This window comes from Chthoniobacterales bacterium, from assembly GCA_035274845.1.
In the GTDB taxonomy this organism is placed as follows: Bacteria; Verrucomicrobiota; Verrucomicrobiia; order Chthoniobacterales; family UBA10450; genus AV80.
In genome coordinates this window covers 1-25,498 of the sequence record DATENU010000006.1, presented here as the reverse complement: position 1 = coordinate 25,498, position 25,498 = coordinate 1, and the positions used below count along the sequence as shown (strand labels likewise).

Sequence of the window (25,498 nt, the reverse complement as noted above, 5' to 3'; positions counted from 1 at the left end):
TTTTGGTAGGGACGCCGCGCTGCGGCGTCCGATCGTCGGCCACCGCGGACGGCGCAGCGCGCCGTCCCTACCTCTCCATCGTCAATAAATCACAAAGTTTATCCACGCCCGGATCGCGATGGCGTTTTGCGACGGTCGCGACCAATTGCTGCTTCCGCTTGTTGCCTTCAAGCCGGCGCTCGATCTCGCTCATGGCCGTCTTCGCCCGCTCCTGGTCACTTTTGTTTACGACCACGATGTCGGCTAAATCGAGCATGACGATCTTTTGCAATTGGAGGCGCGCGCCGTAATCCGGATTCATCACCAGGACCGTTTGGTCGACCAGTTTGTTTTGAAACGGCATCGCTTCCTGGCCCGTCCCGACGGTCTCGATAATGACATATTGAAACCCGCTTTGAGCCAGGAGTTTGAGGCAATCTTCCGTCGCGGGGGAAAGGCCCCCCGCCTGGCCGCGTGTCGCCATACTGCGCATGAAAACGCGATCGTGCTGCGAGTTGATCATCGTGGCGCGATCGCCGAGCAACGCCCCTTCGCCGACAACGCTTGGATCGTGAGAAAGAATCGCGATCCGCGCCTTCGGCTCCCGATTCAACAACCGCAACACCAGCTCATCGATCAGCGTCGTCTTGCCTGCTCCGCCCGGCCCAGTAAACCCCATCACCTTTGTATTTTCGAATTTCGATTTTCGATTTTCAATTTTCTTCTTTGCGCGTTTGTCGTTCGCATAGCGGTCTTCGATCTCGGTGAGCTTTCGCGCCAATTGCATGTCAGCGGGCGCGCCTTTTCGGCCCCCGTGTTTATGTCCCTTGCCGTAGCGTTTGTGAACCCATTGCACCATCTCGGTGAGCGAGGTTCCGGCGAAGAAAATCTGGTCCACTCCGCGCTTTTGCATCACGCGCTGGTCGTCGTGAGTGATGGTGCCGCCACCGCCGCCAAAGACCTTGATATCGTCGGCCCCGCGCTTCTTCAGTTGCCGCACCACCTCCGCAAAAAATTCGATGTGTCCCCCGTTGTAGCTCGATATGCCGATCGCACGCACATCTTCCTGGATGGCCGCGCGCACGATGTCGTCCGCGTAACGGTGGTAACCGAGATAGACCACCTCGATGCCGTGCCGGATAAATTCCAGATTGATGGTGTTGATCGCGCTGTCATGCCCGTCGCAAATCGGGACAGCAGTGAGAACTCGAATCGGAGCGGCCATGGAGTTTGAAATCTTAACGGCAATCGCTTGTCGAGCAACGCCCTTTCCGCCTAACGTCCGCGCATGAGGACAGATGCTTCCGCACCGGCAACTGAAGAATCGCAGGCTATCCCGGTCATCGGGTGGGCGGGATTAGTGGCGGGAGTTCTGGATATCAGCTCGGCCTTCATTCTTGGTTACCCCAAGGGCGTCGGTCCAATTCGCGTTTTGCAGGGAGTCGCCGCCGGTTTGATTGGTCGGGAAGCGGCCATCAACGGCGGCCTGGCGACGGCCGGGTTGGGGCTCGCCATCCATTTCTTCATTGCCTTTGTGGTGGCGACTGTTTTCTACGCCGCGAGCCGCAAACGTGTGTTCCTAACGCAACATCCCATCGTTTCCGGGATGCTTTACGGCGTAGTTGTCTACGGCTTTATGTATTGGATCGTCATGCCCCTCGCCTATCCGGTCGTACACCCTTCCTTATCCCGAGATTTGGTCGCTGTGTGCGTGCACATGTTGCTAATCGGACTACCGATTGCATTAATCGTGAGCAGATTCTCCGGCTCTCAACTCTCAACTCCCAACTCTCAACTTCCCCAATGACCGATCCACTCGATTTCACCGGCAAAGTCGTCCTCGTAACCGGGAGTTCCCGCGGGCTCGGCGCGGAGATGATCAAGGCCTTCGGCCGGCGCGGCGCCCAATGCGTCCTGAATTACATCACCGATCCCGCCGGTCAGAACAAAGCCGACGCGGATGCGGTCGCCGGGGACCTGAAGGATCCGCTCGTAATTGACTGCGATGTCACCCAGCCAAATCAGGTCGAGGCCATGATCAAAACGATCGCGGACAAATTTGGCGGTCTCGATATCCTCATCAATAATTCCGGCATCATTCGCGACCGCACCATTAAGAAACTGACGTTAGAAGAGTTCGAGAGCGTCGTTCGCGTCAATCTCGCCGGCACTTTCAACGTCACTCAAAAAGCCACGGGCATTCTCCGAAAAGATGGCCGGATCGTGAACCTGTCGTCGGTCAGCGGGCAAATGGGACTGTTCGGTCAGGCCAATTATTCATCGAGCAAGGCCGCGATCGTCGCGCTGACGAAGGTTTCCGCGCGCGAGTTCGCCCGGCAAAACATCACCGTGAACGCCATTGCGCCTGGCTTCATCGATGTCGGCATGAGCAAAGGAATGCCGGACGAAGTGACGGCGAACTTCATCAAGCAAATCCCGCTCGGCCGCCTGGGCGACGCCGAAAACATCGTCGATGCCGCGTTATTTCTTTGCTCACCCATGGCCTCCTATATCACCGGTCACGTCTTGAACGTGAACGGCGGGTTTTACATGGGATAAGGTGGCGCTGCCCCTACATGGAATGCGTCAATCTGCGAAGCTTTGCTTCGAGGGGCGATGCCGGCATGGGACATGGCGCGAATCGCGAAGCGGCAGCTTCGAAGACAATTGCGCCCCCAAGCCGGAGCTTGGGAACGAGGGCGGTTTGGAAAGCGCCCCTCCTTGTTTTAGCGACGACACGTTGTTTGATTCCCTCGTTCCCAAGCACCAGCGGCCCGGTGTAATTGCGGCTTGTTTCAGGCCTCCGTCCAGCTAGCCTGCAACTCCTGTCATGAGGTTGTCTCGACTTTCCTGGGTTGCAGCTGCGCTCTCTCTGGCGGTTTCCGGTTCGGCCCAGGTAACGACGGTTCCGAGGCAGGGCATTCGTGAAAACGACCCGCGGGTTCATGCCCTCACCAATGCGCGCATCGTCGCGGCACCTGGCAAAACGATCGAGAAAGGCACGGTCCTCATCCGCGATGGGCTGATCGCCGAGGCGGGACCCGACGTTAAGATTCCGGCGGAAGCGCGGGTTTGGGATCTCACTGGAAAAACGATCTATCCCGGATTCATCGATGCTTACAGCCGCCTCGATTTGCCGGAAACGCTCAAGCCGGAACCGGTCCGCAACGATGTCGACCCGGACGATCCCAACGCGAAGCCGAAAGAAGTCCCGCGCGAAAGCGCAAAAGGGATGCATTCCTGGAATTCGCACGTCACTCCGGAGCGAAGAGCGGCCGATTATCTTAATCTCGACAAGAAAGGCACCCGGGCGTTGCGCGACCTCGGGTTCACCAGCGCGCTGATCGTTCCCGGGCGCGGAATTTTTCGCGGCTCGAGCGCGCTGATCAACCTCCAGGAATCGGACGTCGATACGATGGTGGTTTCGCCACTGGTCGCGCAGCACGTTGCTTTCGAATTCGATCGGGAAGGCGACCGCGGTTATCCGAACTCGCTCATGGGCAGCATCGCGCTGATCCGGCAGAGTTTGCTCGACGCGTCGTGGTATCAGGCGGCGCAGGAAGCTTATCGGAAAAACCCGGCAACGACGGAACGGCCGGAATCGAATGCGAGCCTGGCGGCATTGGCGGAACAGGCGCAGCGCAATCCCGCCGTCTTCGAGGCCGAAGACGAGCTTGATCTGCTGCGGGCGATGCGGATCGCGGAGGAGTTCAAATTGAAGCCGATTCTTTTTGGGAACGGCTATGAGTATCGGATTCGGAAAGCGCTCGCCGAGAAAAAGCCGGCAATTATTCTGCCGCTCGATTTTCCAAAACCGCCTGAGATCGAACGGCCGGAGCAAGCCCTGGAGGTTGAACTCGACGACTTGCAGCACTGGGACCGCGCGCCCAGCAATCCGGCCCGGCTCGCGGAAGCAGGCATCCCTTTTGCCTTCACCACTGAGAAGCTGGAAAAACCGGAGAAGGATTTTTGGTCACGGTTACGGCTCGCCGTTCGACGCGGATTGAGCAAAGACGCGGCCTTGGCGGCCTTGACCAGCACGCCGGCGGAAATGTTCGGCGTAGCCGACCGGCTGGGTTCTATCGCTGCGGGGAGGATCGCGAACCTCGTCGTGGCGACCGGCGATCTTTTTGGAGATGACGCGAAGATCGTCACTACCTGGATCGACGGGCGATATTACGACACCGATCAGGCTCGTGAGCGCGACGTGCGCGGAACGTGGGAGCTGACCGCGGAAGGCAAGACATTGCCGCTCGTGATTGAAGGCAAGGTCGAGAAGCTTGACGCGAAAGTCGGCGGCGAAAAGGCGACGGTCTCGGTGAAAGAGGACACGGTTCTGGTTGTCGCGCCGGCGAAGTTATTCGACAAAGGCGAAGGTTCGATCCGATTGACGGGGCAGATTGCTGGCGAAACGATTGCCGGCACCGGCGATGCGCCCGGGCTAACGACGGTGCGGTGGAACGCGAAACGGACCGCGGCGTTTACCCCCACGAAAAAGCCGGACGAAAAACCATCGCCGCTCGATAAACCCCTCGATTTTCCCGAGACCTTTCCGGCCGGTGCCTTCGGCCGCGCGGCCCTGCCGGACCAACCCAAGACAGTCCTGGTCCAGGGTGCGACGATTTGGACCTCGGGTCCTCAAGGCACCCTGCAAAACGCAGATCTTCTGGTGACGGCTGGAAAAATTTCGGCCGTAGGCCCCGGGTTGAAGGCGCCAGGTGGCGCGGCGGTCATCGACGGCAAGGAATTGCACGTCACGCCCGGGATTATCGATTGCCACTCTCACACCGCGATCAGCCGCGGCGTGAATGAATCGAGCCATGCAGTCACCTGCGAAGTGCGCATCGGTGACGTTCTCGACCCAACCGATATCGGCCTTTATCGCGAGCTGGCTGGCGGCGTAACCACCGCGAACGTTTTGCACGGCTCCGCCAATCCGATGGGCGGCCAGAACCAGGTAATCAAGTTCCGCTGGGGCGCGCTTCCCGAAGAATTGAAATTCGCGGACGCAATGCCGGGAGTGAAGTTCGCCCTGGGCGAAAACGTCAAGCAATCGAACTGGGGCGACAAATTCAGGACACGCTACCCGCAGACGCGGATGGGCGTTGAACAGATCATGCGGGATCGTTTCCGGGCCGCGCTCGAATACGACGCCGCGCTGAAGAAGAAACAGGGCCTCCCGGTTCGCCGTGATCTCCAGCTCGAAGCCATTTCGGAAATCATCAGCGGCAAGCGGCTGATTCATTGCCACTCGTATCGCCAGGACGAGATCCTGGCGTTCCTCAGCGTGGCGCGCGAGTTCAAGATCAAGGTGGGCACCCTGCAGCACATTCTCGAGGGATACAAAGTCGCCGACGTCATGGCGAAGGATGGCGTCGGCGGGTCGACGTTCGCGGATTGGTGGGGCTACAAGTTCGAGGTTTACGACGCCATTCCGAACAATGCCGCCATGATGCATGACAACGGAGTGCTGACCTCCGTCAACTCCGACAGCGCTGATCTCGCCCGCAGGCTCAACACCGAGGCAGCGAAGTCGATGAAGTATGGCGGCCTCTCGCCGGAAGAGGCCTTGAAGCTGGTGACGATTAATTCCGCGAAACAATTGCGCATCGATGGAAAAACCGGCTCGCTCGAAAACGGCAAGGACGCCGATTTCGTCATTTGGAGCGGCAATCCGCTTTCCAATTATTCGCGAGTCCAGCAGACCTGGATCGATGGCCGGAAATACTTTGATCGCGGAGAGGACGCGGAAGCCCGGAAGAATTTCGCCGCGCAACGCGAAGCGCTCGTCCAGAAAGCGCTCGTTGAGCGGATGAAAGAAATTGGCTCGGGCGAGAAAGGCGACGGCGAGAAGAAGGACGACAAAGAACCGCCGAAGATTTCCGCGCATCAGCGTCACCGCGACCACGAACTGGCGCCAATCTACGGAGATGGCCGCGACAAACACACCTGCCAGGAGGACGCGCGAGAATGAGCCGCCGTTCCCAAATTCTCTTGTTAGTGGCCCTCTGCGTAACCGGGACGCTCAACGCCTCGGACACGATTCCGGCGCCCCCGCAGACAAAAGCAGCCGCCATCAAAGGCGCGACGATCCATCCCATAAGCGGCCCGGACATTCCGGCCGGCACGATCGTTTTCGAGAACGGCAAGATCACGGCGATCGGGGCCGATGTCGCCATTCCGTCGGGCGCGGACGTGATCGAGGCGAATGGCAAACATGTTTACCCCGGACTGATCAACGCCAACACCGTCCTGGGCCTGGTCGAGATCGGGGCGGTCCGCGCGACGGTGGACGTCGAGGAATCGGGCGGGCTCAATCCGAATGTTCGCAGCATTACGAGCGTGAATCCGGACAGCGAATTGATCCCGGTGGCGCGCGCCGCCGGAGTTTTAACGGCGCTTTCGGTTCCTGAAGGCGGAATCATCTCCGGGCAATCGGCCGTGCTCCGGCTCGATGGATGGACGCCGGAGGAGATGACGGTGCTTTCGCCGGCCGCGATGCATTTGCGCTGGCCGAACCTGACGATCGATCGCCGCCCCCGGGCGCGGAAATCGGTCAAGGATCAGCAGAAGGAAATGGAGAAGGCGCAGAAGCAAATCCGCGACGCCTTCCAAATCGCGCGGGCTTACTGGCAGGCGCGGAAAAACCCAGGGCCGGATTTCAAAGCAGATTTGCGGTGGGAAGCGTTGATGCCGGTATTCGACGGCAAGTTACCGTTGTTCGTCCATGCCAGCACCCTCGCGCAAATCCAGACGGCGCTGGCCTGGGCGAAAGAGATGCAGCTGAAGATCGTGCTGGTGGACGGCGACGATGCCTGGCGACTGGCAGCGCAACTTAAAGAGAGCGAAGTGCCCGTCATCCTCGGCCCGGCCACGAGTCTGCCGCCACGGCGGGACGACGATTACGACAGCGCCTGGAGCAGTGCCGCGAAATTGCAGCAGGCCGGCGTCCGGTTTTGCATCGCCTCGAATGGACGCGGCGCGGAGACGAACGAGCGCAATGTCGGCTACGAGGCCGGGCTCGCCGCGGGATATGGGCTGCCAAAGGAAGCGGCGCTCAAGGCTGTGACGCTTTATCCGGCACAGATCCTCGGAGTGGCCGACCGCCTCGGCTCGCTCGAGACCGGAAAGGCAGCGACTCTGATTGTTACTAATGGCGATCCGCTCGATTTCCCGACCCAGGTTGAGGCGGCTTTCATCGACGGACGCAAGATCGACTTATCGAATCGACAGACCCGGTTGCGAGACAAGTACCAGGAGAAATATCGCCGCAAATAAGGTAGGGACATCGCGCTGCGATGTCCGCGGACGGCGCTCGAGCTCACGGACGCCGCATCGCGGCGTCCCTACAATCAATCGACCGGGTGGACGATGTAGGTCCCGGCCTGTTTATCGTCTTCCAGTTTTAACAGCCCCTGCTTTTGCGCTTCGAGAAGCAATTCGTTGAAGGCGCGAAAACCATGCGCGCGCTCGTTGAACCCCGGGTTTTGGCGCTTGATGGCCTGTTTGACAAGGGAACCGCGGATCGGATAGTCTTCGCCGCGCTCGGCCCTGAGAGCTTCCAAGGTTTTCGCGAGAAGATCGAGCGCCCGATCCACGGAGAGGCTATGCCCTTTGCCGGCTGAAGCTTTTGCAGGCGGCGCGGCGGGCGCACTCGAACGCTTCTTGGCCTGCTGAACGCGGACCAGATCGTCGTAGTAGATGAACTCATCACAGTTGCTGATGAAAAGATCGGAAGTCGATTTCTTAACGCCGACGCCGATGACGGTCTTGGCATTCTCGCGCAGTTTGCTGACGAGCGGCGAGAAGTCCGAATCGCCGCTGATGATGACGAAAGTGTCGACGTGGCTCTTGGTGTAGCAAAGATCGAGGGCGTCCACGACCATCCGGATATCGGCCGAATTCTTGCCCGACTGGCGCACGTGGGGAATCTCGATCAGCTCGAAGGCCGCTTCATGCAGGCCGCGCTTAAAGGCCTTGTAGCGGTCGAAATCGCAATAGGCCTTCTTGACCACGATGTGGCCCTTGAGCAGGAGGCGCTCGACGACTTTGCGGATGTCGAAGGCCGGAAACTGGGCCTCGTGCGCACCGATGGCGATGTTTTCCAGGTCCAGGAAAACCGCCATGGTAGCGTCGGAATCAGGCAAACTCATTGGGGTGTGGCAACTTAGCCGCGAGGGGGTGGCCCTGGCAAGCGGGCTGCCCGGTACGGTTGATGCTTTTTCAGGCGGCATGCAACCAACCCACACACCTCAAAGCCGAAACCGAATCGTCAGACCGACGTTCAAACGGGCCAAATCTCAGGCGGAAAACTGGTCATCCACCCGTCACGCCATGTCGACCTACATTGTCGACGAAATTCGTGCGTACAGCGTTATCCGCGACCTCGCCGTAGCCGAGGCCGAAAAGGAGACGAACCCACTCAATCTCGAGCGCGCCCGGATTGCGAATGACTTCGTCGAGAACGCCCTCAAACCCTCGCGCAATCCCTACGAACGCCAGCACCTGCCGCAAAGTGAGGCGGGCCGCGAGCGCCAACGCTGCAAAGCGGTCAGAGTGCGTCTCGCCCTGCTCCGTTCGCACCTGGACGCGCTCACCCGCGACCACGCCCACGCGGCCTAAGTTCGGCGAGACAAGCCGCTAGCGTTTCAGTTTTTCGGGCTGTATTTTCAGTACAGCCCCAATGGACAGGTCCTCATCGCCCGCCTGCGCTCACCGCCGGCTGGGATACTTTGCGCTCGCTCACGCGGCGCTCTGTTTTGGGCTCCTGTTTCTCGTGCTAGCAGACAAAGGCTTCGAAGCCCCGTGGCGACGAACGCTGTGGGTGGTTGTGGTCACTCTTTGGTTCGTTTGGCCACTGGTTCTACTGCTGCATCGTGGAAGATCGGTAGCCCGGTGGACGTTGTTTGTTCTGCTCGGGCTCGTCTTACTCGTCCCCAGTCTCCGCTTTTACAATTTTTTAGCGCCGGAGGTTTTCGGATTACCCTTGGGTGTCGGCATGGACCCGGTGAGCCTGTCGTATTATTGCCGCGCCTATCTCACCGGTCGCGCAGAGGCGAAAAAGGATATCGCGGCCGGTGTTTTCGTCATCGAAGCAGCCGGGTTCGGCGCGGGCAGGGATCCGACTCTTTGGGAGCGATATCACGTGGATGTTCGAGCGATTGCTGGTTGCCTCGTCGACAACACGATCCTGGGACACCTGGCCGGCTACAATGCGATCTCGGAGCCGGAAATTTACCGGCGGTTCGGGCGGGACAAAATCGAAGCTGCTCGGGAAGAGAGTTATCAAATCGCCAGAGCCACCGGGCTAGCGTGGGAGCAGCGACAGAAAGACCTGGCCAAACAGCTCACTTCCCTACCACCAGATTCGAACCTGATCCTGAAATCAATCTCGCCCTACTGTGAGCAGCATCCCGATCTGACTCCGGATATCGAGGAGGGACTGCAGGCGTTCGTCCATTCGATCGAGCAATTCATCACTCCGTTAATTCCCAAAGACGCACCGGCCTTCGACCTACATATCTCGGCGTCTCTGGCGCGTTCGACACGACCCAAGTTTGAGACTTCCGGATCGCTTTCGATCCCACGGGAGATCTACGACGCCATATATAAGGAGATCCCAAACCTGCCATTCGCGGAATGGGTCCACGACGACCTATCGGTATCGCTCGACTTCTGCACGGAATAACCGCGCCAAATCAATCCCGGCCCCAGATCATGGCGACGCTGGTCGTGAGGCTGCCGCCCATGTTGAAGGTCAGGAATTTCTTCGCGCCTGGGATTTGGCGGGCGCCGGCTTGTTCCGTCAGTTGCTGTTGAGCTTCCACGACCTGGCGGACACCGGTTGCACCGACCGGATGACCGTCCCCGATCAAGCCGCCGCCGGCATTCACGGGAATTTCGAAGTCGAATTTGCCGCTTACCTTTTCGTTCCGCACTTGCGGTAACGCGGTCGCGCCGCTCATGGCCAGTTCGGCGCCTTTGCCGTTTTCGGCCAGGCCGAGAATTTCGTAAGCGCAGATTTCCGTGACCGAGAAACAGTCGTGCACTTCCACGCCGTTCAGGTCGCGCGGTTTCAGGTTGGCCATGCTAAACGCCTTCGAGGCTGCCTTGCGCGCCGTGGAAAACGTCGGCGCATCTTTCTTCGCGAGCGCGAGATAATCAGTCGCGAGGCCATAACCGAGCAAGCGCGGCAGCTTCGCTTTATCGAGGCCATGCTTCTGCAAAAATTTCTCCGAGACCAGCACCAGCGCGGCGCCGCCGTCGGTGATTTGCGAGCAATCCGTTATCTTCAACGGGGGCGCGACGCTCGGGTTCTTTTCCGAAACCTGCGAGGCATAATCGTAGGTCAGATCGGCGTCGCGCATTTGGGCGAGCGGATTCAAGCGGGCGTGCGCGTAGTTTTTGTAAGCTACCCAGTTGAAGGCATCGGCGGAGGTCCCGTATTTCTCCATGTAAATCTGGGCGATTTTCCCGAACAGCTTCGGGAACATGAAGTCGCCGTATTCCGGTCGTTCGAGGTGATAATCCGCCGCCGCGCCCAGCACATCGCCGCCATCGAGCGACGACATTGTCTTCTGCTGTTCCGCGCCGACCACCAGGACGGCATCATGAAATCCCCCCGCAATCCATTGCGCCCCAAGAACGACGGAAAGCGCGCCACTCGCGCAGGCCGCTTCCGTATGCATGGTCGGGATTCCGTGCAACGCCGGATCGATCTCCGGAACAAAGGCGCCGAGGTGCAGCTGTTTCGTGAACTGACCCGCGTTGAAATTCCCCACCGCCGCCGCCTGAATTTCAGCCGGGTCGATCTTCGCGTCGTCGATCGCTTTCCGGCCCGATTCCGTGATCAAATCGCGGATCGTTTTGCCTTCCTTCTTCAGGTTGCGCTTAAAATCGGTCCGGCCGCCGCCGAGAATGTAGACGTCGTTCATAGCGTTCTAATGTAGCCTGCGGATTGACGCTGTCATCCCGTCGCTGCGGCGACGGTAAATCTTCTTGGTAACGAGACTCCGTTAGTCCAGCAGGTCTTGCCAAACCGTCGCCGGATAATTTTGGGGACCCCACGGCTCGTGCACCAACAGATTAATCCAGAGTCTTGAGAAACTCGGGGCCGTCTTTCCCGTATCACTGTATGAGCGCACGCGCTCCTTCATCAGCATCCGCATGAAAACCAGATCTAAACCTGCCGGCGCATTCGCTCGCGTCGAATCGGTCGTAGCTGAACACGGTCCAATCCTCGCCGGTCTTCCCGGAGTGGTGGAGGTGTGGGCTGGCTTCAAATTCCGGAAAGGCCGACTGACAGACAAGCCCGCTGTCATTGTCAGCGTACTTACGAAAGAGCCGGCATCGAAGTTGAGCAAGGCCCAGTTGTTGCCGAAGACGCTCGCTGGAGTTCCAGTCGATGTCGTGCCGGCGAGCGCCGCGCAGCTCGTCCGTTTCGCCCTAGTTCACGGCGGGGCGTTGACCGAAAAATCCGCGCCGAACCTTGCCGGACTGGTGAGCCCTACACCCGCGGTTTCCGCCGCCCTGGCCGCCGTGGCCGCTGGGGTTCCGCGCGTTCCATATGTCCCGTCCAAGCCTCCGCTGGCAGCCGTGAACGAGAAAATGAAAATGGTCTGCCACGCCAGCCCGGATGCCGGCTTCCGGCTGCTCTCGCAGTTCTTCGGCCAGACGGAGAAAACGATGACGGCGACGATGTATGAATTCACCGCCAAGCACATCTTGAAAAAATTGATCGTGTCGCTCGCCAGCTCGCGGAAACTGCGCTTCATCATGGACGGCGGAAATGCGGAAAACGAAACCGCCCGCGCCGCGCTGAAGCAATCGCTCAAGACGCGAATGGACTTTATGTGGGCCGCCGTGGCCGACACTCCCCAGGTCATCAAGGCTTTTTTCCCGACCGCCTACCATATCAAGGTCGCGGTCCGAGACGGCAAGGTGTTCTGGCTTTCCAGCGGAAACTGGAAAGACTCAAACCAGCCGCTCATCGACCCGATTACAAATCCTTTTCCGACCCAGGCGAAGAAGGACGCTTTTCATCGCAAACAGAACCGCGACTGGCACGTTGTGGTGGAGAATGCCGCGCTAGCCTCCCAGTTCGAGCGTTTCATCCTGCACGACATCAAGCAGGCCAAGCCGTTCCAGAAACCAACGGGGCCCGCTGTTGGAATCGTTGCTTTGCTTCAGGAGTTTGCGGTCGTGGTATCGCTGGCGGACGCGGGCGGCGTGGAGTTTTTCCCCGAGCAAGTCTTCGAGAAAAAACTGAATGTCACGCCGCTGCTCACCCCGGATAATTACATGGAGAACGTCCTTCCGCTGATCAAAGGAGCGAAGAGCAAACTTTATTTCCAAAACCAAAGCCTGAGCGCGGCGATAGCGCAGTCGCCCCGTTACGCCGAGATGGTGATGGCATTGCGCGAGAAGAGCAAGGATTCGAACATCGACGTGCGCATCATCATCCGTGGAGATTTTGATCCATTCAAAATACTCTCCGACCTGGCCAAGTTTGGATTCAAGATGGCCCGCGTGAAACTCCAGAAAGGCAACCACAACAAGGGCATCCTCATCGACGACAAGATCACCGTCGTCGGCAGCCACAACTGGACCGGCCAGGGCACCACTGAGAATCGCGACGCCAGCCTGATCATTCGCGATGCTGGCGTGACAGAGTACTACACGAAACTCTTTCTACACGACTGGACACATCGCAGTACCGCCGAAGCGCCGGCTGGCCCTGCCATCGCTGCGGTCGCCGGCGCACGCATTCCTCCCGGTGCCGTCCGCTTCACCGCCCGGGAAGTTGCCGCCGGCGGCAATGTCTGAATCCAATTTACCAACAATCTGCCATCCATGTTCACGAACCCTAGGAAACAATCATGAAAAAAAAGACATCTGAAAAAGTCGAATCATATATAGCCCATGCGAGCCTCAAGGCCGGGGCTCCCGCAAAAGCAGTTCAGTCGGCCTACAAGATTGTGGTGCGGTTTCTTGGCGGCCTCACCCCGACCCAGAAAGACGCCTTTAAGGAGGCAGCGAATCGATGGACCAAGGTGATCGTCGGTGACGTGCCAAGTGTCCTGGTTGGCGGCGAGGTGATCGATGACCTCCTGATCGAGGCACAAGGAGTGGCGATTGATGGCGCGGGCGGGATCCTCGGTCAGGCCGGCCCGACAAACTTGCGCCCGGCATCCGCCGGAGTGAACGCCTTTCTTCCCGCGAAAGGCATCATGTCCTTTGACACTGCCGATCTGGCTCAGATGCAAGCCAACAAGACCCTGCTGGATGTGATCACGCACGAAATGGGGCATGTCCTCGGAATCGGCACAATCTGGTCCCACAAGAAATTGCTGGCGGGGGCGGGCACGAACAACCCTAGATTCAATGGGACTAATGCGAAAAAAGAATATGGAATCCTGAAGGGGACTGGTCCCACTGCGGTTCCGGTTGAAAACACGGGCGGGCCGGGCACCCGGGACAGTCACTGGCGGGAATCGCTGTTCAAGAACGAATTGATGTCGGGATTCATCGCCGCACCGAACAACCCGCTCAGCAAAGTGACGGTCGCCAGCCTTAAAGATCTCGGCTACGTGGTGAATATGAACGCAGCCGAGCCCTACTCGTTGCCGAATCTACAGGCACTGGCCGAGGCTGGGCTGATGATGGCCCATATTGGCGAAGAACACGCGCACGCACTTCCTATTTTGGCCCCCAAAGTTTTGCCGGACGAAAGCTTGGCGGTTGGCGCGAATGGGTGAGATAATGCGGAATGGATCGCGTGCGTCGGCCAAAAGCGACGGTATTACCAGACTCGGCCATGGTGCCCGAGCGGAACCTCCAGCTGGCGCCGGCTCATTTCACCCATGAGGTCATCGCGGAACAACCGTACTATTACATCGGCCCGCAGCAAGCAGCCCCTCCGGAAGGAAAGTTTCCAGCGGGCACCAGGGTGAAATTGCAGGCGCATGACGGCGGATCCACATGCGAGGTCGTGGATGGCCGTGGCCTTCGCGTAGTGACTGCCTTCAACGGACTCCGGCCGCTTGCCTGACAGCGGATCGGTCATGGGACGGCTCTGCGCGTCACAACCTATTGAGCAGACGAGGTTTTCACGCTGGCTGCTCCCAGCTTGAACGGAATCTTCTGCCTTCGCCTTTACCGCTCCATCTATCTCGAGAAGTTGGTCAGGAGGTTAAACCCTTCGCTGCTGATTCTTCGCGCTGCTTGTGCGCACGACCGATTGACTTGAAGGTGTTATCACGGTCCTGATCCGAAAACAGTTCCGCGGTTGCGGGATTGGCCAGAATCATAGAAATAGCATTCGACCATGGCGCGACTGCACGAATATCAAGGCAAGGCGATCCTCGCCGACTTGGGAATGAATGCCGCCGCGTTCAACGGCATTTTTATGATCGCCCGAACGCCGGGACTGGTGGCTCACGTACTCCAAGAGCAAACTCGGGAAAAACCGATGCGCCGGATCGATCCCTTTAAGCACGGTTACGACGGACCGCCGCCGAGAGGAATCTCGGACGGAAATCCCAAATCCCAAGATCCAAACCCGCCTTTGCCCGGGACGGGCTCCGCCGTGGCGAGTCCCAAGAAAAAAGGAGCTCAACGATGAAAGAAGAAAAAATACTGACCAAACATCCGCTGGGGAAAAGCGGGAAAAACATCGACAAGCAGAAGTATGACGCGGTGAAGGCCGCGATCCTGGCAGCCCTCGCTAAAAAAGAGCTGACTCACACCGATCTGTTTACCCAGCTCAACAAGGGATTGAAGGGGAAGTTCACGGGAAATATCAGCTGGTATGGCGAGACGGTTAAGCTCGATTTGGAAGCTCGCAAGATAATCCAAAGAAACACGGAAAAACCTCCGAAATACCGGCTCAAAAAGAAATAAAGCTGCGCTTCCCGCGCGTGAGATTCTCCTTTCGAGATTGAATCCTTTGAAGCCAAGCCGCCTTGGCGCTGCAAATTCTCCAAATGACGCACGATCGACCTTCGCCACAAAATGCACTTTGTAGGATGGGGATTTTGGCGTAAAAATGGGGACCTGATCGAAAGACATTAACTCTTTCCCGCAATGGAGCCCGAACGATGACACAGCCACAACCCTACGTCCCCACCGCACGCGAGCAGAAGTTCCTCGAGGGCGTCGAAGAAGGCCGCTATGAGCGGGAAATCATCAGTGGCCTTGCCCCCTTCTTCCACGAGAAAGCGCCGGAAGACATGCTCAACTTCTACTCCAAGGATGAGGTGACACGCCTGCAAGCGCTCAAGGGCACCGATCGTGACGTTGAAGCCCGGATGCCGGTGAAGATCACGCGCCATTATTACGAGCTGGCCAGGAACAGCGCCGCGATTCAGCGCATCGTCAAGGCCGACCCCGCCGAGACGTTGGATCTTGCGGGCTCGGAGGATCCCGGCAACCAGATGGACTACAGCCCCGTCGAGGGCCTGCTGCACAAGTACGAGATGGGACTTATGTACGTCATTTCGACCTGCTCGGCACATTGCCGCTTCTGTTACCGCGAAGAATTGATCGCCCGTAAGCAGATCAAGCGACAGGACGGCACCATCGCAAAGAAAGGTCTCGCGACGATCCCCGAGATCATCCCCTACATCAAGCAGCACAACGCTGCGGTGGCGAAGAACGGCGGCGTGCATCCCGAAAGCGGACGCGAGAAGTTGCGCGAGATCCTGATGTCGGGCGGCGACGCGATGGTGCTGAACAATGCAAAGATCGCGGCCTGGCTTGGCGCGCTGGCCGAAGCCGGCGTCGAGTCGATCCGCATCGGCACCAAGGATATGGCGTTCTATCCCCAGCGCTTCGACCGCACCTTCCTGTCTATGCTCGATCGGTTCCACGAGACCTACCCGGAGGTCGGCCTGCACATGATGCTGCACTTCGAGCACCCAGACGAGTTCCTCGCCAAGGATCCGGAAGGAAACTACATCGAGGACGCGCAGGGCTTCAAGCAATGGGTACCCGCGACAGGCGTGGGGATGCGGGGCCTGGCCTCGCGTGGTTGGCTCACTGTGCAGAACCAGGCGCCGATCATGAAGGGCATCAACGATGACCCGGACGCCCTCCGCATTCTGCAGCGCGAGTTCAAGCGCGCCGGCGGCGAGAACCACTACTTCTTCTGCGGGCGCGATATCATCGCCTACAAGGCGTTCAACGTTCCGATCGAGACCGCGTGGAATATTCTCAACGAATCGCAAAAGGGGCTGTCGGGCGTCGAGGCCCACGCGCGCCTTTCCATCACCCATTACAAAGGCAAGACCGAAGTGGCGGCGGTCACAAACGAGGGGATACCGGGACTCGCGGGCAGCGAGAATGGCGTCTTGATCTTCAAGATTCTCCGGAACGCCGGCAGCGCGCCCGATCGCGGCAAGGTCTGCATTGTTGGCCGCAACCCCGAGGCGCTCTGGTTCGACGACTACGAGGACCGCGTTCTGTTCGACGAGGCCGGCTTGTATCACTACGCGCGGGTGAAGGCTGCTCGACAGGCGCCGGGTCGCGCCACGGCTGCCGGACAGGCGCCGAGTCTCGGCGCTCTTCACGCCGCTCTTGCAACCGCCGAATGATCGACAAGCGGGTGGCGAGCGCGGCCGAGGCTGTCTCGGACATTTTCGACGGCGCCACGATCATGTTCGGTGGTTTCGGCGAAGCGGGCAGTCCGATCGAGCTCATCCACGCGCTGATCGACCAGGGCGCCACGAATCTGACGATGATCAGCAACAACTGCGGCAGCGGCCAGGTCGGCCTCGCGGCGCTGCTCAAGGCGGGCCGGGTTTCCAAGGTCGTTTGTTCGTTTCCGCGCACCGCCAACTCGACCGTCTTCCCGGAGCTCTACCGAAGCGGGCGCACGAAATTGGAATTGGTTCCTCAGGGAACGCTCGCGGAGCGCATCCGCGCCGGCGGAGCTGGAATCCCGGCGTTCTACACGCCGTCCGCGGTGGGAACGCCGCTGGCGGAAGGCAAGGAATGCCGGGAATTCGGCGGCAGAAAGTACGTGCTTGAGCACGGCATTCGCGCGGACTTTTCTCTCATCAAGGGGCGGGTCGCCGACACCCACGGCAACATCCTCTATAGCAAGACAGCGCGAAACTTCGGCCCGCCCATGGCGATGGCGGGCAAGGTTACGATCGTCCAGGTCGCCGAGGTCGTCGAGCCGGGCAAGCTGGACCCCGAGTCGATCGTCACGCCCGGCATCTTCGTGGATCGCGTCGTGGCCATCGCCAAGCCGGCCCACGAATCGGAACTCGTCGCGGCAGGAGCGTCGTACCCATGACGAGGCCCGGCCATGATAGCCAAGCGTTAGTTTCGTGCCGATTCCCTTGGCCTATCCTATTGCCCAGAAAGCGCAAACGATTACACTTTAAGCATGCTTGACTGGACGGCGTGCACGGCTGTCGAACGATCCCCTGAGAAGGTGAGCGGAGCGTGGCTCTTTCGGGGAACACGTGTGCCGGTGAAAACGTTGTTCGAGAATCTGGAGGACGGAGCGACGGTCGACCAGTTTCTGGAATGGTTTCCCGGCGTCACCCGCGCGCAGGCGCTCGCGGTCCTCGAGTTTGCGGAAGCGAGCCTCGCGACAGTCTGATTTTCGCGTGCGTGTTCTTTTTGATCAAGGGACGCCGGTGCCACTGCGCACGCACTTGGCAGCGCATGATGTCGTAACGGCCTTCGAAGCGGGTTGGGCTGAGCTTTCGAATGGCGAGTTGCTCAACGCTGCGGAAGCGCAGTTTGATGTGTTGCTGACAACGGACAAGCAACTGCGCTATCAACAGAAGCTGACCGGCAGGCGAATCGCCATCGTGGTGCTACCGCACGCGAGCTGGCCGAAGTTGGAGCCACACGCGGCCGAAATCGCAGCCGCGGTGGCTGCGACGCACCCCGGCAGCTATACCGAGATTTGAAAATTGCTGGCCAGCGCGCGAGGCAGATGGCCTTGAACAGCATCGGTGTTTGCGGCACGCTTCGATCATGAAAGTGCTCACATCCTACCCATGACGAAGCCGCCAGTGATCGGGCGAACGCGCGAGGAGATGGCGGAGCGCCTGGCGCAGGACATTCCCAACGGCTCGTATGTGAACCTGGGCATTGGCATTCCGGAGCTGGTCGCCAGGTTCGTGCCGGCGGGCCGCACGCTGATCTACCACACAGAAAATGGCATGCTCGGCATGGGCCCCGCGCCCAAGCCCGGCGAAGGCGATCCCGAGCTGATCAATGCGGGCAAACAACAAGTGACGGCGCTGCCGGGCGCCGCCTACTTTCATCACGCGGACAGCTTCGCCATGATCCGCGGCGGCCACCTGGACCTTTGCGTGCTCGGCGCGCTCCAGGTCGCGCAGAACGGCGATCTGGCCAACTGGTCCACGGGTGAGCCCGACGCCATCCCCGCAGTCGGCGGCGCCATGGACCTGGTCGCGGGCGTGAAATCGATCTTCGTCATAACCCAGCATTGCACCAGGGAAGGCGAGGCGAAACTCGTGCAAAAGTGCTCCTATCCGCTGACGGGAGTCGCCGTCGTGAACCGCATCTACACCGATCTGGCCGTGATCGAAGTCACGCCGAACGGATTTCGGCTCGTCGAACTGAGCCCCGGTATCGATTTCGATTTTGTGCAGGAGCGCACCGCTGCGCCTCTGCTTCGCAACCCAGAACCGATCGAAGCAGGCTGACATGACCACGCAAACCGACCTCTCGCGCAGCGCCGCCCTCTACGAGCGGGCCCTCAAAGTCCTTCCCGGCGGCGTCAGCCGCAACGCCATCCTGCGGGGGAATCACCCGACCTACGTTGAATACGGCAAGGGCTGCCGCGTGACCGACCTCGATGGCGTCACGCGCATCGACTTCTCCAATAACATGGCGTCCCTGATCCACGGCCACGCCTGCCCCGAGATCGTCGATGCGGTGACGGAGCAGATGACCCGCGGCACCGCGTTCATGATGGGAACCGAGATCGAGGTGCGCTATGCCGAGCACTTGTGCAGCCGCAACCGCTCGTTCGAGAAGATGCGCTTCATGAACTCGGGCACGGAGGCGATCATGGTCGCGCTGAAGGCGGCCCGCGCATTTACCGGGCGGCCGAAGATCGCCAAGGCCGAGGGCGCCTACCACGGCGTCTACGACTACGCCGAGGTGAGCCAGGGCTCCACGCCGGCGACCTGGGGCGGCATCGACCATCCGCGCAGCGTTCCGCTGGTGCACGGCACACCCGAGTCCGCGCTCAAGGACGTCGTTGTCTTTCCGTTCAACGACACCGAGCGCACGCTGGCGATCCTGGACGAACACGCCAGCGACCTCGCGTGCGTATTGATCGATCTGATGCCGCACCGCGTCGGCTTGTGTCCGGCGGATGTCGAGTTCGTGACCGCGCTCCGCGAGTGGTCCGCGCGCCACGGAGTGCTGTTGGTGTTCGATGAAGTCATCACGTTCAGGGCCGAGCACGCCGGCTTGCAAGCGCGCTACGGCGTCACGCCCGACCTGACCGCGCTGGGCAAGATTATCGGCGGTGGATTTCCCATTGGCGCCGTCGCCGGCCGCGCCGAAGTCATGGATGTGCTCAACCCGCAGTCGCCCCGCTACGTGTTTCCGCACTCCGGAACATTCACGGCCAACCCGATCAGCATGACCGCGGGCATGGCGGCGATGCTGAAGTTCGACAAACCCGCGGTGGCGCGCCTTAACGCGCTGACCGATCGGGCCAGGAACGGCATCGAAGGCGCGATCCGCGCGACGGGCGCGCCCGCGAGCGTCACCGGGGCGGGCTCGATGTTCCTGGTGCACATGAAGCAGACGCCGCCACGAAATTACCGCGAGGCGTACCCAACGCCCGACGAGTCGCGCCGACTCAGGGCGTTGCTCGATCATCTGTTCAACGAAGGTTGCAGCATCATCAGCTCGGGTGCGTGCACATTCTCCACGCCGATGACCGAAGCGGAGATCGACACGCTGGTGGGGGCGTTCAAGTCCGGCTTCGGAAAGCTGGCTTCGATGGGCTGAGCGCGCGGAGGGATGATTGAGTATGAAAAGAAAAACGAGCAAACCGACAAACAACCGGCGCTCGGCAAACTGCTGGCAAATTGGAGCAGTATCCATCGAAGGCAGGGCCGCCATTCGTAACTGGCAGGAGGGTCAACGACAACTGCGCTTCTAGTTATGCCAACAGTCGGCTGGATACAAGAGAGTGCGAGCGACAGATACTGGGAGGCGCATTCGCAGACTGCGGTCGGATTTCGGAGCCCACCGCCTAAATATCCCTGCACTCAGTGCGGTAAGAAATTCGATTCAGCAGACGAATTGCGTCGGCATTTCCACGTTAGCCATCCGCTCGAACTGCCGGCTCTGTACATTTGGCGTAAGCCGTTGCTGCAAGAGTCTGTGCTGCGAAGTCCGATTCGTGAGCAGGAGGTGGAAATTGTTCAATGCTCCCGCTGCGAGCTCCAAGTTAACGGCGGTGCGTGGGCTAACCTCGCGGTGGCCAAGGTTGCACAAGAACTGACCAAGCCGCGAGACGCCACGTGGAAGCTTCGATTAATTCATGAGCGTGCCTTTGATAACGCAGCGACAAAGGAAGAATACCGACTTCGTTTCCGCATTCCAGACGAAGACGACTTGGCGAAGGTGGATCAGTTGTTTACGGAAACGCTACTCGTGGACGACTTGCGGCATGCGGATCTGGCAACCTTCCACGCGCGCTTGCGATTTCCGCCAGCAGCTAATGAATACGGGGCAGCACTGGGCAATTATGTGCTTGGGATTTTGATCAAGGAGGGCTACGCCCCGTCCAACGCAGGAGTTGCCTTCGAGCGGTTTGCCGAATCCATGAAGGAGGCGCTTGCTGTACTTAGCGCGTTTCAGCGGCCGGTGGCCGCAGCCGTATCCGGCTGCATCCGATTTAATCTCAACGATTTTTCGGCCGATGCGACATACGGTTCAGCTGAAATCGATGGGGGCTTAATGTTTTTTCACCAGATCATCGCTAACGAGACGACATCGCTAACAGCGCAATCAAAAGCGGAGGCTGCCGTTTGCAGGCCAATCTGTCCCGTGGACGAAGGGACACATCTGCTTCTGACAAGCTGCGAACGGCTTCGAACAAGGGAACAGCTAACACTGCCCGAACTACAACAGCTCACGCAGCTTTTGAGTCGCGAAAAAACAATAAGCGAGCAGGACCTCGGTAAACTGCACGTCATATGTGCTGAAGGCTACATCCGCGCATCGCGACGGGATCTAGCCGTTCCGCATCTTCACGCTGTCCAGTTTTCATGGCCCTTCGCTGAGTGGGCGCAACGTCATCTTGATTATGTCTGACAGTGACACTGAACAGCAGGCTGCTAGGACGAGCGCGAGCGACGGTGAGCCGAAACCGCCGACAACGTTTGCGCCGCAGGCGTCACCTTGGGAGGCATTTATCGTCGGAAAGGGATCGGCTGACAAATTCCTCAAAAAGATGGGTGAGGGCGCTATCACTATTCCCAATGCTGAAGTGCTAGCGCGCGTGGCGGAAGCCATAGCGCAAAAGCCGAAGCGACTACCGCGCTTGATCGGTTTACTTCAAGCCAGCACGACTGCCCGAGAAACTATTCGGCTAATAGTTATCCAGTGTGCAGAGCATACCATCCGACGTCTGGACCTGATTCCAATAACGGATTCTCTTTCTCGCCAGGAATTCGCTGGAGCCGTTGACGCTTGGTTAGCCCGGATAGTGAAGAGGCCATTAACCGCGCCTCAGCTGACCCAGTTCTGGTTGCTGATTAACCTTGGACGAGCGCGGCAACTTATCGATGCTGACACAGCTTTCGCCTGGACGAAGGCTGCTATTACGCCCGCCAAGAGGAAGAAGAGCGCAGGGGACGATTTACTGCCGGACGACATGCTGGGATTATTGACGAGCGTCCCTCCGTCCCGTCCTGTGCTCGCTCCCCTTGTCGCGCAATTCAAGGCGGCACGGCAAATGTTTGAGGGACTAGAACGGGATATCACAACCCAGTCTGCGGAGATCGACAAGCTCACTCGAGAAATTTCCGAGCTCGAGGCGAGGATCAGCAGCGCCGAACAACAGTTAGTTGCCGCTCAGCGTCAGAAGAAAAAAGACGATGACAGAATCGAAGAGCTGGGAAAGACGATTGTTGATCTCCAAGATGGGTATCAGCACAAACTCGATGCTCTTCGAGCTCGTGTTCGTGGCGCTCTCGAAGGGCAACTCACAAGATGGCTGCAGACCGCGCTCGATGCTAGTCGAAGCGATCCGCCATTCATGCAGGCAATCGAGGAGAGATTGGAAGAATCTTTAAAGTTCGTTCAACGGGAGGCGGAATGGCTGCAACGTTCGGCTTAGATTTCGGGACAACCAACAGTGTTGCTACGGTCATCGGAATCGATCCGGAAACCGGGCAATTGGCGCCTCGACCCCTTTTGGGCCCCGACGATCGGCCGCATCCGTCAGTCGTGTGGTATAGCGGAAGCGAGCCAGTCGTCGGCCGTGCCGCAATGGATCAACTGAGCAATCTCGGACTCGGCGTTTTCGGCGACATCGTGCGGTCGCCAAAAATGTTTCTCGGGTCGCCGACCGGCATTTTTGTCGGAGGCGTAACCCGACAAGCCGGGGAAATTAGCAGCGACGTGCTCAAATATCTTCGCGCGGATGCGCTGAACCGGGGATTCCGCGGCAATACGTTCGAAGCTGCGGTTTTTACCATTCCAGTCACCATGCGCGGACAGGCCCGCATCGAATTGCGGCAGGCCGCACAACAGGCAGGAATAAGGATTCATCAGTTCGTGCACGAACCGCTTGCCGCGCTGTACGGTTATCTCCGGCCGCACCCGAATTTTCGCGAGGAAGTTGCCAATCTCGAGCGGCGGCTCGTTCTCGTGTTTGATTGGGGAGGTGGGACGCTCGACCTCACGCTCTGTCAGATGAAGGATGGCGTTCTGACGCAGGTTTTCAACGCCGGCGATTCCGGCATAGGCGGCGATCAATTCGACAGTCGGCTACGGCAGCTCGTCCGTGACCGACACCAGCAGCAACATCCCGACGCCGACTGGTCGCGGATTCAACCCAGTGCGGAGTCGCGCTTACTGAAGGCCTGTGAGGATGCAAAAATTGCGCTCTCCGAGCGAGCGAGCTCCGCAATTCTCGTTCGCGATGTTTTGACCGGTACCGGCGCCGGAAACGATGTGAGATTAGAGATTACGAAGGATGAGCTAGAACACGCTGTGCGCGATTTAATCGTCCGCGGTTTGTCGAAGATCGAGTCGCTGCTCGATCTTGCAGGAGTTAACCGCGGTGCGGTGGAATTCTGCCTCGCAACCGGAGGAATGGTGCAAATGCCTGCAATTCAAGAGGGGCTCCGCGAGATCTTCGGCCTTGCGCGACTTCGCCTCGTTTCCAATGCGGCGACGGTAATTTCCGAGGGTGCCGCCTGGATCGCACACGACGACATTCCACTGAAGCTCGCCAAGCCCCTCGAGTTGCTCCACGCCGACAATACGTATCTGCAGATCATTGATTCGGGCACCAGCTTACCGGTGGATGGCACTGTGATTCAGCAACGCATCGACATGTATTGTGTGGATCCTAGCGATGGTTTTGCGAAATTCTTGTTCGCTCGCCCGAAATGGCCGGATCGCTCATCCCACGGCGACGAGAGAGTTCCGTATACTCACCTGACGCTACCCGTTGATCGGAATTCTCCGCCCCTTCGTGAGCGCTTAAAAGTGGAAGTGACGATAGATCACAACCTCGTCGCGGAGCTTCGGGCGCTGTCAACGATGAGAGAGTCGATCAACGAAGCGCGAATTCACGATTTGGAATTTGGAATTGGGATGAATATGGCTCGGGCGAAACGCTAAATGACAAAGAAACTCACGCTGGCTAATCCCGAGACAGGGGCAGTGCGCTCACGCAGTAACGTTTGCCTTGCGCACGATGCGATTGATCTCGTCCCAGGGGACGTTCTCAAAGCATATCGCTTACCGCTACAGGATTTGACGCCGCAACAACACTCAGAGCTAATGTATTACGAGCCATGTTGTATTTGTCACCGGACTCTTTACGTCTTCATGCAGGAAGGATGTGATTATTGCGCTTCGGGTGGACACGGCGTGCCTTCCGTCGCCGAAGCACGCCGGCAACGAGACTCCCGATTTCGAGAGGCTGAGGCATCGGAGGGAAGAGGAGGCTATTCGTGAGATGTAGTAGAGCGAGAGGGGTCAGAGTGGGGTTGCATTAATTTGACGGACAGTGGGCTGAGGGTCAAAACCCAAAGGAGCCCACATGAAAACACAGTTATCGAAGCCAACTCGCAGGCCGGCGAGATATACCGAGCAATATAAGCAGGACGCACTGGAATTATGGCGTGCCAGTGGCCGAAGTGCGGCCAAAGTGGCAGCCGAGCTGGGCATTCGCCCTCCACTGCTCTACCGCTGGGCCCGAACCGAACGCGCCCCAGCCAACGCCTCGTCGGCAGGACAAAAGCGTCTCCGCAGCGTCGAGCAATTGGAGGCGGAGATCCGGCGCTTACGTGAGGAGAACGCCAAACTTTTAGAGCAGCGTGAAGTGTTAAAAAAATCGCTGGGCATCCTCTCCGAAGTGCCGCCCAGAGGTATGCCCGGATCGAGCAGATGAGCGGCCAATACAAGGTAGCGTGGCTCTGTGAAGCGCTCCTGGTCTCGCGCAGTGGCTATTACCACTGGGTTGAGCGCCGGCGCCAGCCGGGTCCACGCGCAGTGGAAACCATTGCTTTGCGCGCGCGCATTCGACACGAGTTTGCGCGCAGTCGCCAGACCTATGGCAGTCCTCGGCTGGCCCAGGCGCTGGGCTGTCCCGGTCGGCGCAATCGCATCGCCCGTCTCATGCGCGCAGAACGGCTCTTCGCCCGGCAACGCTCCAAGTATCGGCCGCGGACAACCGACAGCCAGCACGGCGGTCCGATCGCTCCCAACCGTTTGCAAAACCTTACCGTGCGCCGTCCCGATCACGTCTGGGTTACCGATGCCACTTGCATCCTGACCGCCCAAGGCTGGCTCTATCTGGTCGCCGTCCTCGATGTCTGCACCCGGCGCGTCGTTGGCTGGGCCATGCATCAACGCCTCGATGCCCACCTGGTTATTGCCGCCCTGCGCATGGCGCTGCTCCAGCGCCGCCCCACCAGCGCCCTCATCGTCCACTCAGACCGCGGAATGCAATTTGCCAGCGCCGCTTACCGCCAGGTCCTCGCCGAGCACGGTCTGGTCGCTTCTATGAGTCGCAAGGGCAACTGTTACGACAACGCCTTCATCGAAAGCTTCTGGAGCAGCCTCAAATACGAAGTCGTCTATCATCAGCGCTTCGCCACCCTGGCCGAGGCGCGCCTTGCCATCTTCAACTACATCGAGACCTTTTATAACCGCGTTCGCCTCCACTCCAGTCTTGCTTACCGCAGTCCCATTGTCTTTGAATCCCAACTAAACCAAAAGAATTGATCCCCAATTCACTGTCCGAAAAATCAGGGCAATCCCA

The 25,498-nt window shown here is 59.2% G+C and carries 25 protein-coding genes; 22 read left to right on the top strand and 3 right to left on the bottom strand.

The genetic code is table 11. The features are described from left to right. Nucleotides 1-67 precede the first annotated feature (67 nt). Nucleotides 68-1,204 carry a cobalamin-dependent protein gene (locus VJU77_02150; protein HKP02138.1) on the bottom strand — a complete coding sequence of 379 codons (1,137 nt, stop codon included), beginning with the start codon at nt 1,202-1,204 and terminating at the stop codon, nt 68-70. A gap of 63 nt (nt 1,205-1,267) precedes the next feature. Here VJU77_02150 and VJU77_02145 point away from each other — a divergent pair, with 63 nt between their 5' ends. From VJU77_02145 to VJU77_02130, 4 genes are all read left to right on the top strand, one after another. Beyond that, complete coding sequence (locus VJU77_02145) at nt 1,268-1,786, top strand: hypothetical protein (GenBank protein ID HKP02137.1); 519 nt, start codon at nt 1,268-1,270, stop codon at nt 1,784-1,786. Further along, the gene (locus VJU77_02140) at nt 1,783-2,538 is read left to right on the top strand and encodes a 3-oxoacyl-ACP reductase family protein (GenBank protein HKP02136.1); all 756 of its coding nucleotides are present in this window, start codon (nt 1,783-1,785) and stop codon (nt 2,536-2,538) included. The genes VJU77_02145 and VJU77_02140 overlap by 4 nt, the downstream gene beginning before the upstream one ends. Before the next feature lie 271 nt (nt 2,539-2,809). Further along, nucleotides 2,810-5,953 carry an amidohydrolase family protein gene (locus VJU77_02135; GenBank protein ID HKP02135.1) on the top strand — a complete coding sequence of 1,048 codons (3,144 nt, stop codon included), beginning with the start codon at nt 2,810-2,812 and terminating at the stop codon, nt 5,951-5,953. Next, on the top strand, nt 5,950-7,257 hold the full coding sequence (locus VJU77_02130) for an amidohydrolase family protein (GenBank protein ID HKP02134.1): 1,308 nt from the start codon (nt 5,950-5,952) through the stop codon (nt 7,255-7,257). Before VJU77_02135 ends, VJU77_02130 begins: the two co-directional genes overlap by 4 nt. Nucleotides 7,258-7,331: 74 nt before the next feature. On the opposite strand, the gene VJU77_02125 is transcribed toward VJU77_02130, so the two are convergent. Beyond that, nucleotides 7,332-8,132 carry an NYN domain-containing protein gene (locus VJU77_02125; GenBank protein HKP02133.1) on the bottom strand — a complete coding sequence of 267 codons (801 nt, stop codon included), beginning with the start codon at nt 8,130-8,132 and terminating at the stop codon, nt 7,332-7,334. 181 nt (nt 8,133-8,313) lie between these two features. On the opposite strand from VJU77_02125, the gene VJU77_02120 reads away from it, so the two are divergent. Both VJU77_02120 and VJU77_02115 read left to right on the top strand, forming a co-directional pair. Beyond that, nucleotides 8,314-8,601: a hypothetical protein gene (locus VJU77_02120; GenBank protein HKP02132.1), complete on the top strand. Its 288-nt coding sequence runs from the start codon at nt 8,314-8,316 to the stop codon at nt 8,599-8,601. Nucleotides 8,602-8,755: 154 nt separating this feature from the next. Then, the gene (locus VJU77_02115) at nt 8,756-9,667 is read left to right on the top strand and encodes a hypothetical protein (GenBank protein HKP02131.1); all 912 of its coding nucleotides are present in this window, start codon (nt 8,756-8,758) and stop codon (nt 9,665-9,667) included. Between the two features lie 10 nt (nt 9,668-9,677). Here VJU77_02115 and VJU77_02110 read toward each other — a convergent pair whose 3' ends face one another. Beyond that, complete coding sequence (locus VJU77_02110) at nt 9,678-10,913, bottom strand: hypothetical protein (GenBank protein ID HKP02130.1); 1,236 nt, start codon at nt 10,911-10,913, stop codon at nt 9,678-9,680. A 232-nt stretch (nt 10,914-11,145) separates the two neighbouring features. Here VJU77_02110 and VJU77_02105 point away from each other — a divergent pair, with 232 nt between their 5' ends. The 16 genes from VJU77_02105 (at nt 11,146) to VJU77_02030 (ending at nt 25,461) form a co-directional block, all read left to right on the top strand. Continuing rightward, nucleotides 11,146-12,804 (top strand): phospholipase D-like domain-containing protein, encoded by a 1,659-nt coding sequence (locus VJU77_02105; GenBank protein ID HKP02129.1) that lies wholly within the window; start codon nt 11,146-11,148, stop codon nt 12,802-12,804. A gap of 53 nt (nt 12,805-12,857) precedes the next feature. Next, nucleotides 12,858-13,736, top strand: coding sequence for a leishmanolysin-related zinc metalloendopeptidase (locus VJU77_02100; GenBank protein ID HKP02128.1), 879 nt, complete (start codon nt 12,858-12,860; stop codon nt 13,734-13,736). 11 nt (nt 13,737-13,747) lie between these two features. After that, complete coding sequence (locus VJU77_02095) at nt 13,748-14,029, top strand: hypothetical protein (protein ID HKP02127.1); 282 nt, start codon at nt 13,748-13,750, stop codon at nt 14,027-14,029. A 276-nt stretch (nt 14,030-14,305) separates the two neighbouring features. After that, a complete protein-coding gene (locus tag VJU77_02090) occupies nt 14,306-14,602 on the top strand; it encodes a hypothetical protein (GenBank protein ID HKP02126.1) in 297 nt (98 codons plus the stop codon). Next, a complete protein-coding gene (locus tag VJU77_02085) occupies nt 14,599-14,880 on the top strand; it encodes a hypothetical protein (GenBank protein ID HKP02125.1) in 282 nt (93 codons plus the stop codon). Before VJU77_02090 ends, VJU77_02085 begins: the two co-directional genes overlap by 4 nt. A 197-nt stretch (nt 14,881-15,077) precedes the next feature. Further along, nucleotides 15,078-16,571 carry a hypothetical protein gene (locus VJU77_02080; protein HKP02124.1) on the top strand — a complete coding sequence of 498 codons (1,494 nt, stop codon included), beginning with the start codon at nt 15,078-15,080 and terminating at the stop codon, nt 16,569-16,571. Next, entirely contained in the window at nt 16,568-17,278 is a 711-nt protein-coding gene (locus VJU77_02075; GenBank protein ID HKP02123.1) for a 3-oxoacid CoA-transferase subunit A, read from the top strand. The genes VJU77_02080 and VJU77_02075 overlap by 4 nt, the downstream gene beginning before the upstream one ends. A gap of 93 nt (nt 17,279-17,371) precedes the next feature. Beyond that, on the top strand, nt 17,372-17,590 hold the full coding sequence (locus VJU77_02070) for a DUF433 domain-containing protein (GenBank protein HKP02122.1): 219 nt from the start codon (nt 17,372-17,374) through the stop codon (nt 17,588-17,590). A 7-nt stretch (nt 17,591-17,597) separates the two neighbouring features. After that, on the top strand, nt 17,598-17,906 hold the full coding sequence (locus tag VJU77_02065; GenBank protein ID HKP02121.1) for a DUF5615 family PIN-like protein: 309 nt from the start codon (nt 17,598-17,600) through the stop codon (nt 17,904-17,906). Nucleotides 17,907-17,996: 90 nt separating this feature from the next. Next, on the top strand, nt 17,997-18,671 hold the full coding sequence (locus VJU77_02060) for a 3-oxoacid CoA-transferase subunit B (GenBank protein HKP02120.1): 675 nt from the start codon (nt 17,997-17,999) through the stop codon (nt 18,669-18,671). A 1-nt stretch (nt 18,672) separates the two neighbouring features. Next, complete coding sequence (locus VJU77_02055; protein ID HKP02119.1) at nt 18,673-19,995, top strand: aspartate aminotransferase family protein; 1,323 nt, start codon at nt 18,673-18,675, stop codon at nt 19,993-19,995. A gap of 156 nt (nt 19,996-20,151) precedes the next feature. Then, nucleotides 20,152-21,309: a C2H2-type zinc finger protein gene (locus tag VJU77_02050; protein HKP02118.1), complete on the top strand. Its 1,158-nt coding sequence runs from the start codon at nt 20,152-20,154 to the stop codon at nt 21,307-21,309. Next, complete coding sequence (locus VJU77_02045; protein HKP02117.1) at nt 21,302-22,336, top strand: hypothetical protein; 1,035 nt, start codon at nt 21,302-21,304, stop codon at nt 22,334-22,336. Before VJU77_02050 ends, VJU77_02045 begins: the two co-directional genes overlap by 8 nt. Further along, nucleotides 22,315-23,850, top strand: a complete 1,536-nt coding sequence (locus VJU77_02040) for an Hsp70 family protein (protein ID HKP02116.1) — start codon at nt 22,315-22,317, stop codon at nt 23,848-23,850. The genes VJU77_02045 and VJU77_02040 overlap by 22 nt, the downstream gene beginning before the upstream one ends. A gap of 424 nt (nt 23,851-24,274) precedes the next feature. Then, on the top strand, nt 24,275-24,625 hold the full coding sequence (locus VJU77_02035) for a transposase (protein HKP02115.1): 351 nt from the start codon (nt 24,275-24,277) through the stop codon (nt 24,623-24,625). Next, a complete protein-coding gene (locus VJU77_02030; protein ID HKP02114.1) occupies nt 24,622-25,461 on the top strand; it encodes an IS3 family transposase in 840 nt (279 codons plus the stop codon). Before VJU77_02035 ends, VJU77_02030 begins: the two co-directional genes overlap by 4 nt. The last annotated feature ends 37 nt before the right edge of the window (nt 25,462-25,498 follow it).

Excerpts from the sequence above, each read along its gene's own strand:
- VJU77_02150 (HKP02138.1), bottom strand. The coding sequence starts at position 1,204 with ATGGCCGCTCCGATTCGAGTTCTCACTGCTGTCCCGATTTGCGACGGG.
- VJU77_02145 (HKP02137.1), top strand. The coding sequence starts at position 1,268 with ATGAGGACAGATGCTTCCGCACCGGCAACTGAAGAATCGCAGGCTATC.
- VJU77_02140 (HKP02136.1), top strand. The coding sequence starts at position 1,783 with ATGACCGATCCACTCGATTTCACCGGCAAAGTCGTCCTCGTAACCGGG.
- VJU77_02135 (HKP02135.1), top strand. The coding sequence starts at position 2,810 with ATGAGGTTGTCTCGACTTTCCTGGGTTGCAGCTGCGCTCTCTCTGGCG.
- VJU77_02130 (HKP02134.1), top strand. The coding sequence starts at position 5,950 with ATGAGCCGCCGTTCCCAAATTCTCTTGTTAGTGGCCCTCTGCGTAACC.
- VJU77_02125 (HKP02133.1), bottom strand. The coding sequence starts at position 8,132 with ATGAGTTTGCCTGATTCCGACGCTACCATGGCGGTTTTCCTGGACCTG.
- VJU77_02120 (HKP02132.1), top strand. The coding sequence starts at position 8,314 with ATGTCGACCTACATTGTCGACGAAATTCGTGCGTACAGCGTTATCCGC.
- VJU77_02110 (HKP02130.1), bottom strand. The coding sequence starts at position 10,913 with ATGAACGACGTCTACATTCTCGGCGGCGGCCGGACCGATTTTAAGCGC.
- VJU77_02105 (HKP02129.1), top strand. The coding sequence starts at position 11,146 with ATGAAAACCAGATCTAAACCTGCCGGCGCATTCGCTCGCGTCGAATCG.
- VJU77_02100 (HKP02128.1), top strand. The coding sequence starts at position 12,858 with ATGAAAAAAAAGACATCTGAAAAAGTCGAATCATATATAGCCCATGCG.
- VJU77_02095 (HKP02127.1), top strand. The coding sequence starts at position 13,748 with ATGGATCGCGTGCGTCGGCCAAAAGCGACGGTATTACCAGACTCGGCC.
- VJU77_02090 (HKP02126.1), top strand. The coding sequence starts at position 14,306 with ATGGCGCGACTGCACGAATATCAAGGCAAGGCGATCCTCGCCGACTTG.
- VJU77_02085 (HKP02125.1), top strand. The coding sequence starts at position 14,599 with ATGAAAGAAGAAAAAATACTGACCAAACATCCGCTGGGGAAAAGCGGG.
- VJU77_02080 (HKP02124.1), top strand. The coding sequence starts at position 15,078 with ATGACACAGCCACAACCCTACGTCCCCACCGCACGCGAGCAGAAGTTC.
- VJU77_02075 (HKP02123.1), top strand. The coding sequence starts at position 16,568 with ATGATCGACAAGCGGGTGGCGAGCGCGGCCGAGGCTGTCTCGGACATT.
- VJU77_02070 (HKP02122.1), top strand. The coding sequence starts at position 17,372 with ATGCTTGACTGGACGGCGTGCACGGCTGTCGAACGATCCCCTGAGAAG.
- VJU77_02060 (HKP02120.1), top strand. The coding sequence starts at position 17,997 with ATGACGAAGCCGCCAGTGATCGGGCGAACGCGCGAGGAGATGGCGGAG.
- VJU77_02055 (HKP02119.1), top strand. The coding sequence starts at position 18,673 with ATGACCACGCAAACCGACCTCTCGCGCAGCGCCGCCCTCTACGAGCGG.
- VJU77_02050 (HKP02118.1), top strand. The coding sequence starts at position 20,152 with ATGCCAACAGTCGGCTGGATACAAGAGAGTGCGAGCGACAGATACTGG.
- VJU77_02045 (HKP02117.1), top strand. The coding sequence starts at position 21,302 with ATGTCTGACAGTGACACTGAACAGCAGGCTGCTAGGACGAGCGCGAGC.
- VJU77_02040 (HKP02116.1), top strand. The coding sequence starts at position 22,315 with ATGGCTGCAACGTTCGGCTTAGATTTCGGGACAACCAACAGTGTTGCT.
- VJU77_02035 (HKP02115.1), top strand. The coding sequence starts at position 24,275 with ATGAAAACACAGTTATCGAAGCCAACTCGCAGGCCGGCGAGATATACC.
- VJU77_02030 (HKP02114.1), top strand. The coding sequence starts at position 24,622 with ATGAGCGGCCAATACAAGGTAGCGTGGCTCTGTGAAGCGCTCCTGGTC.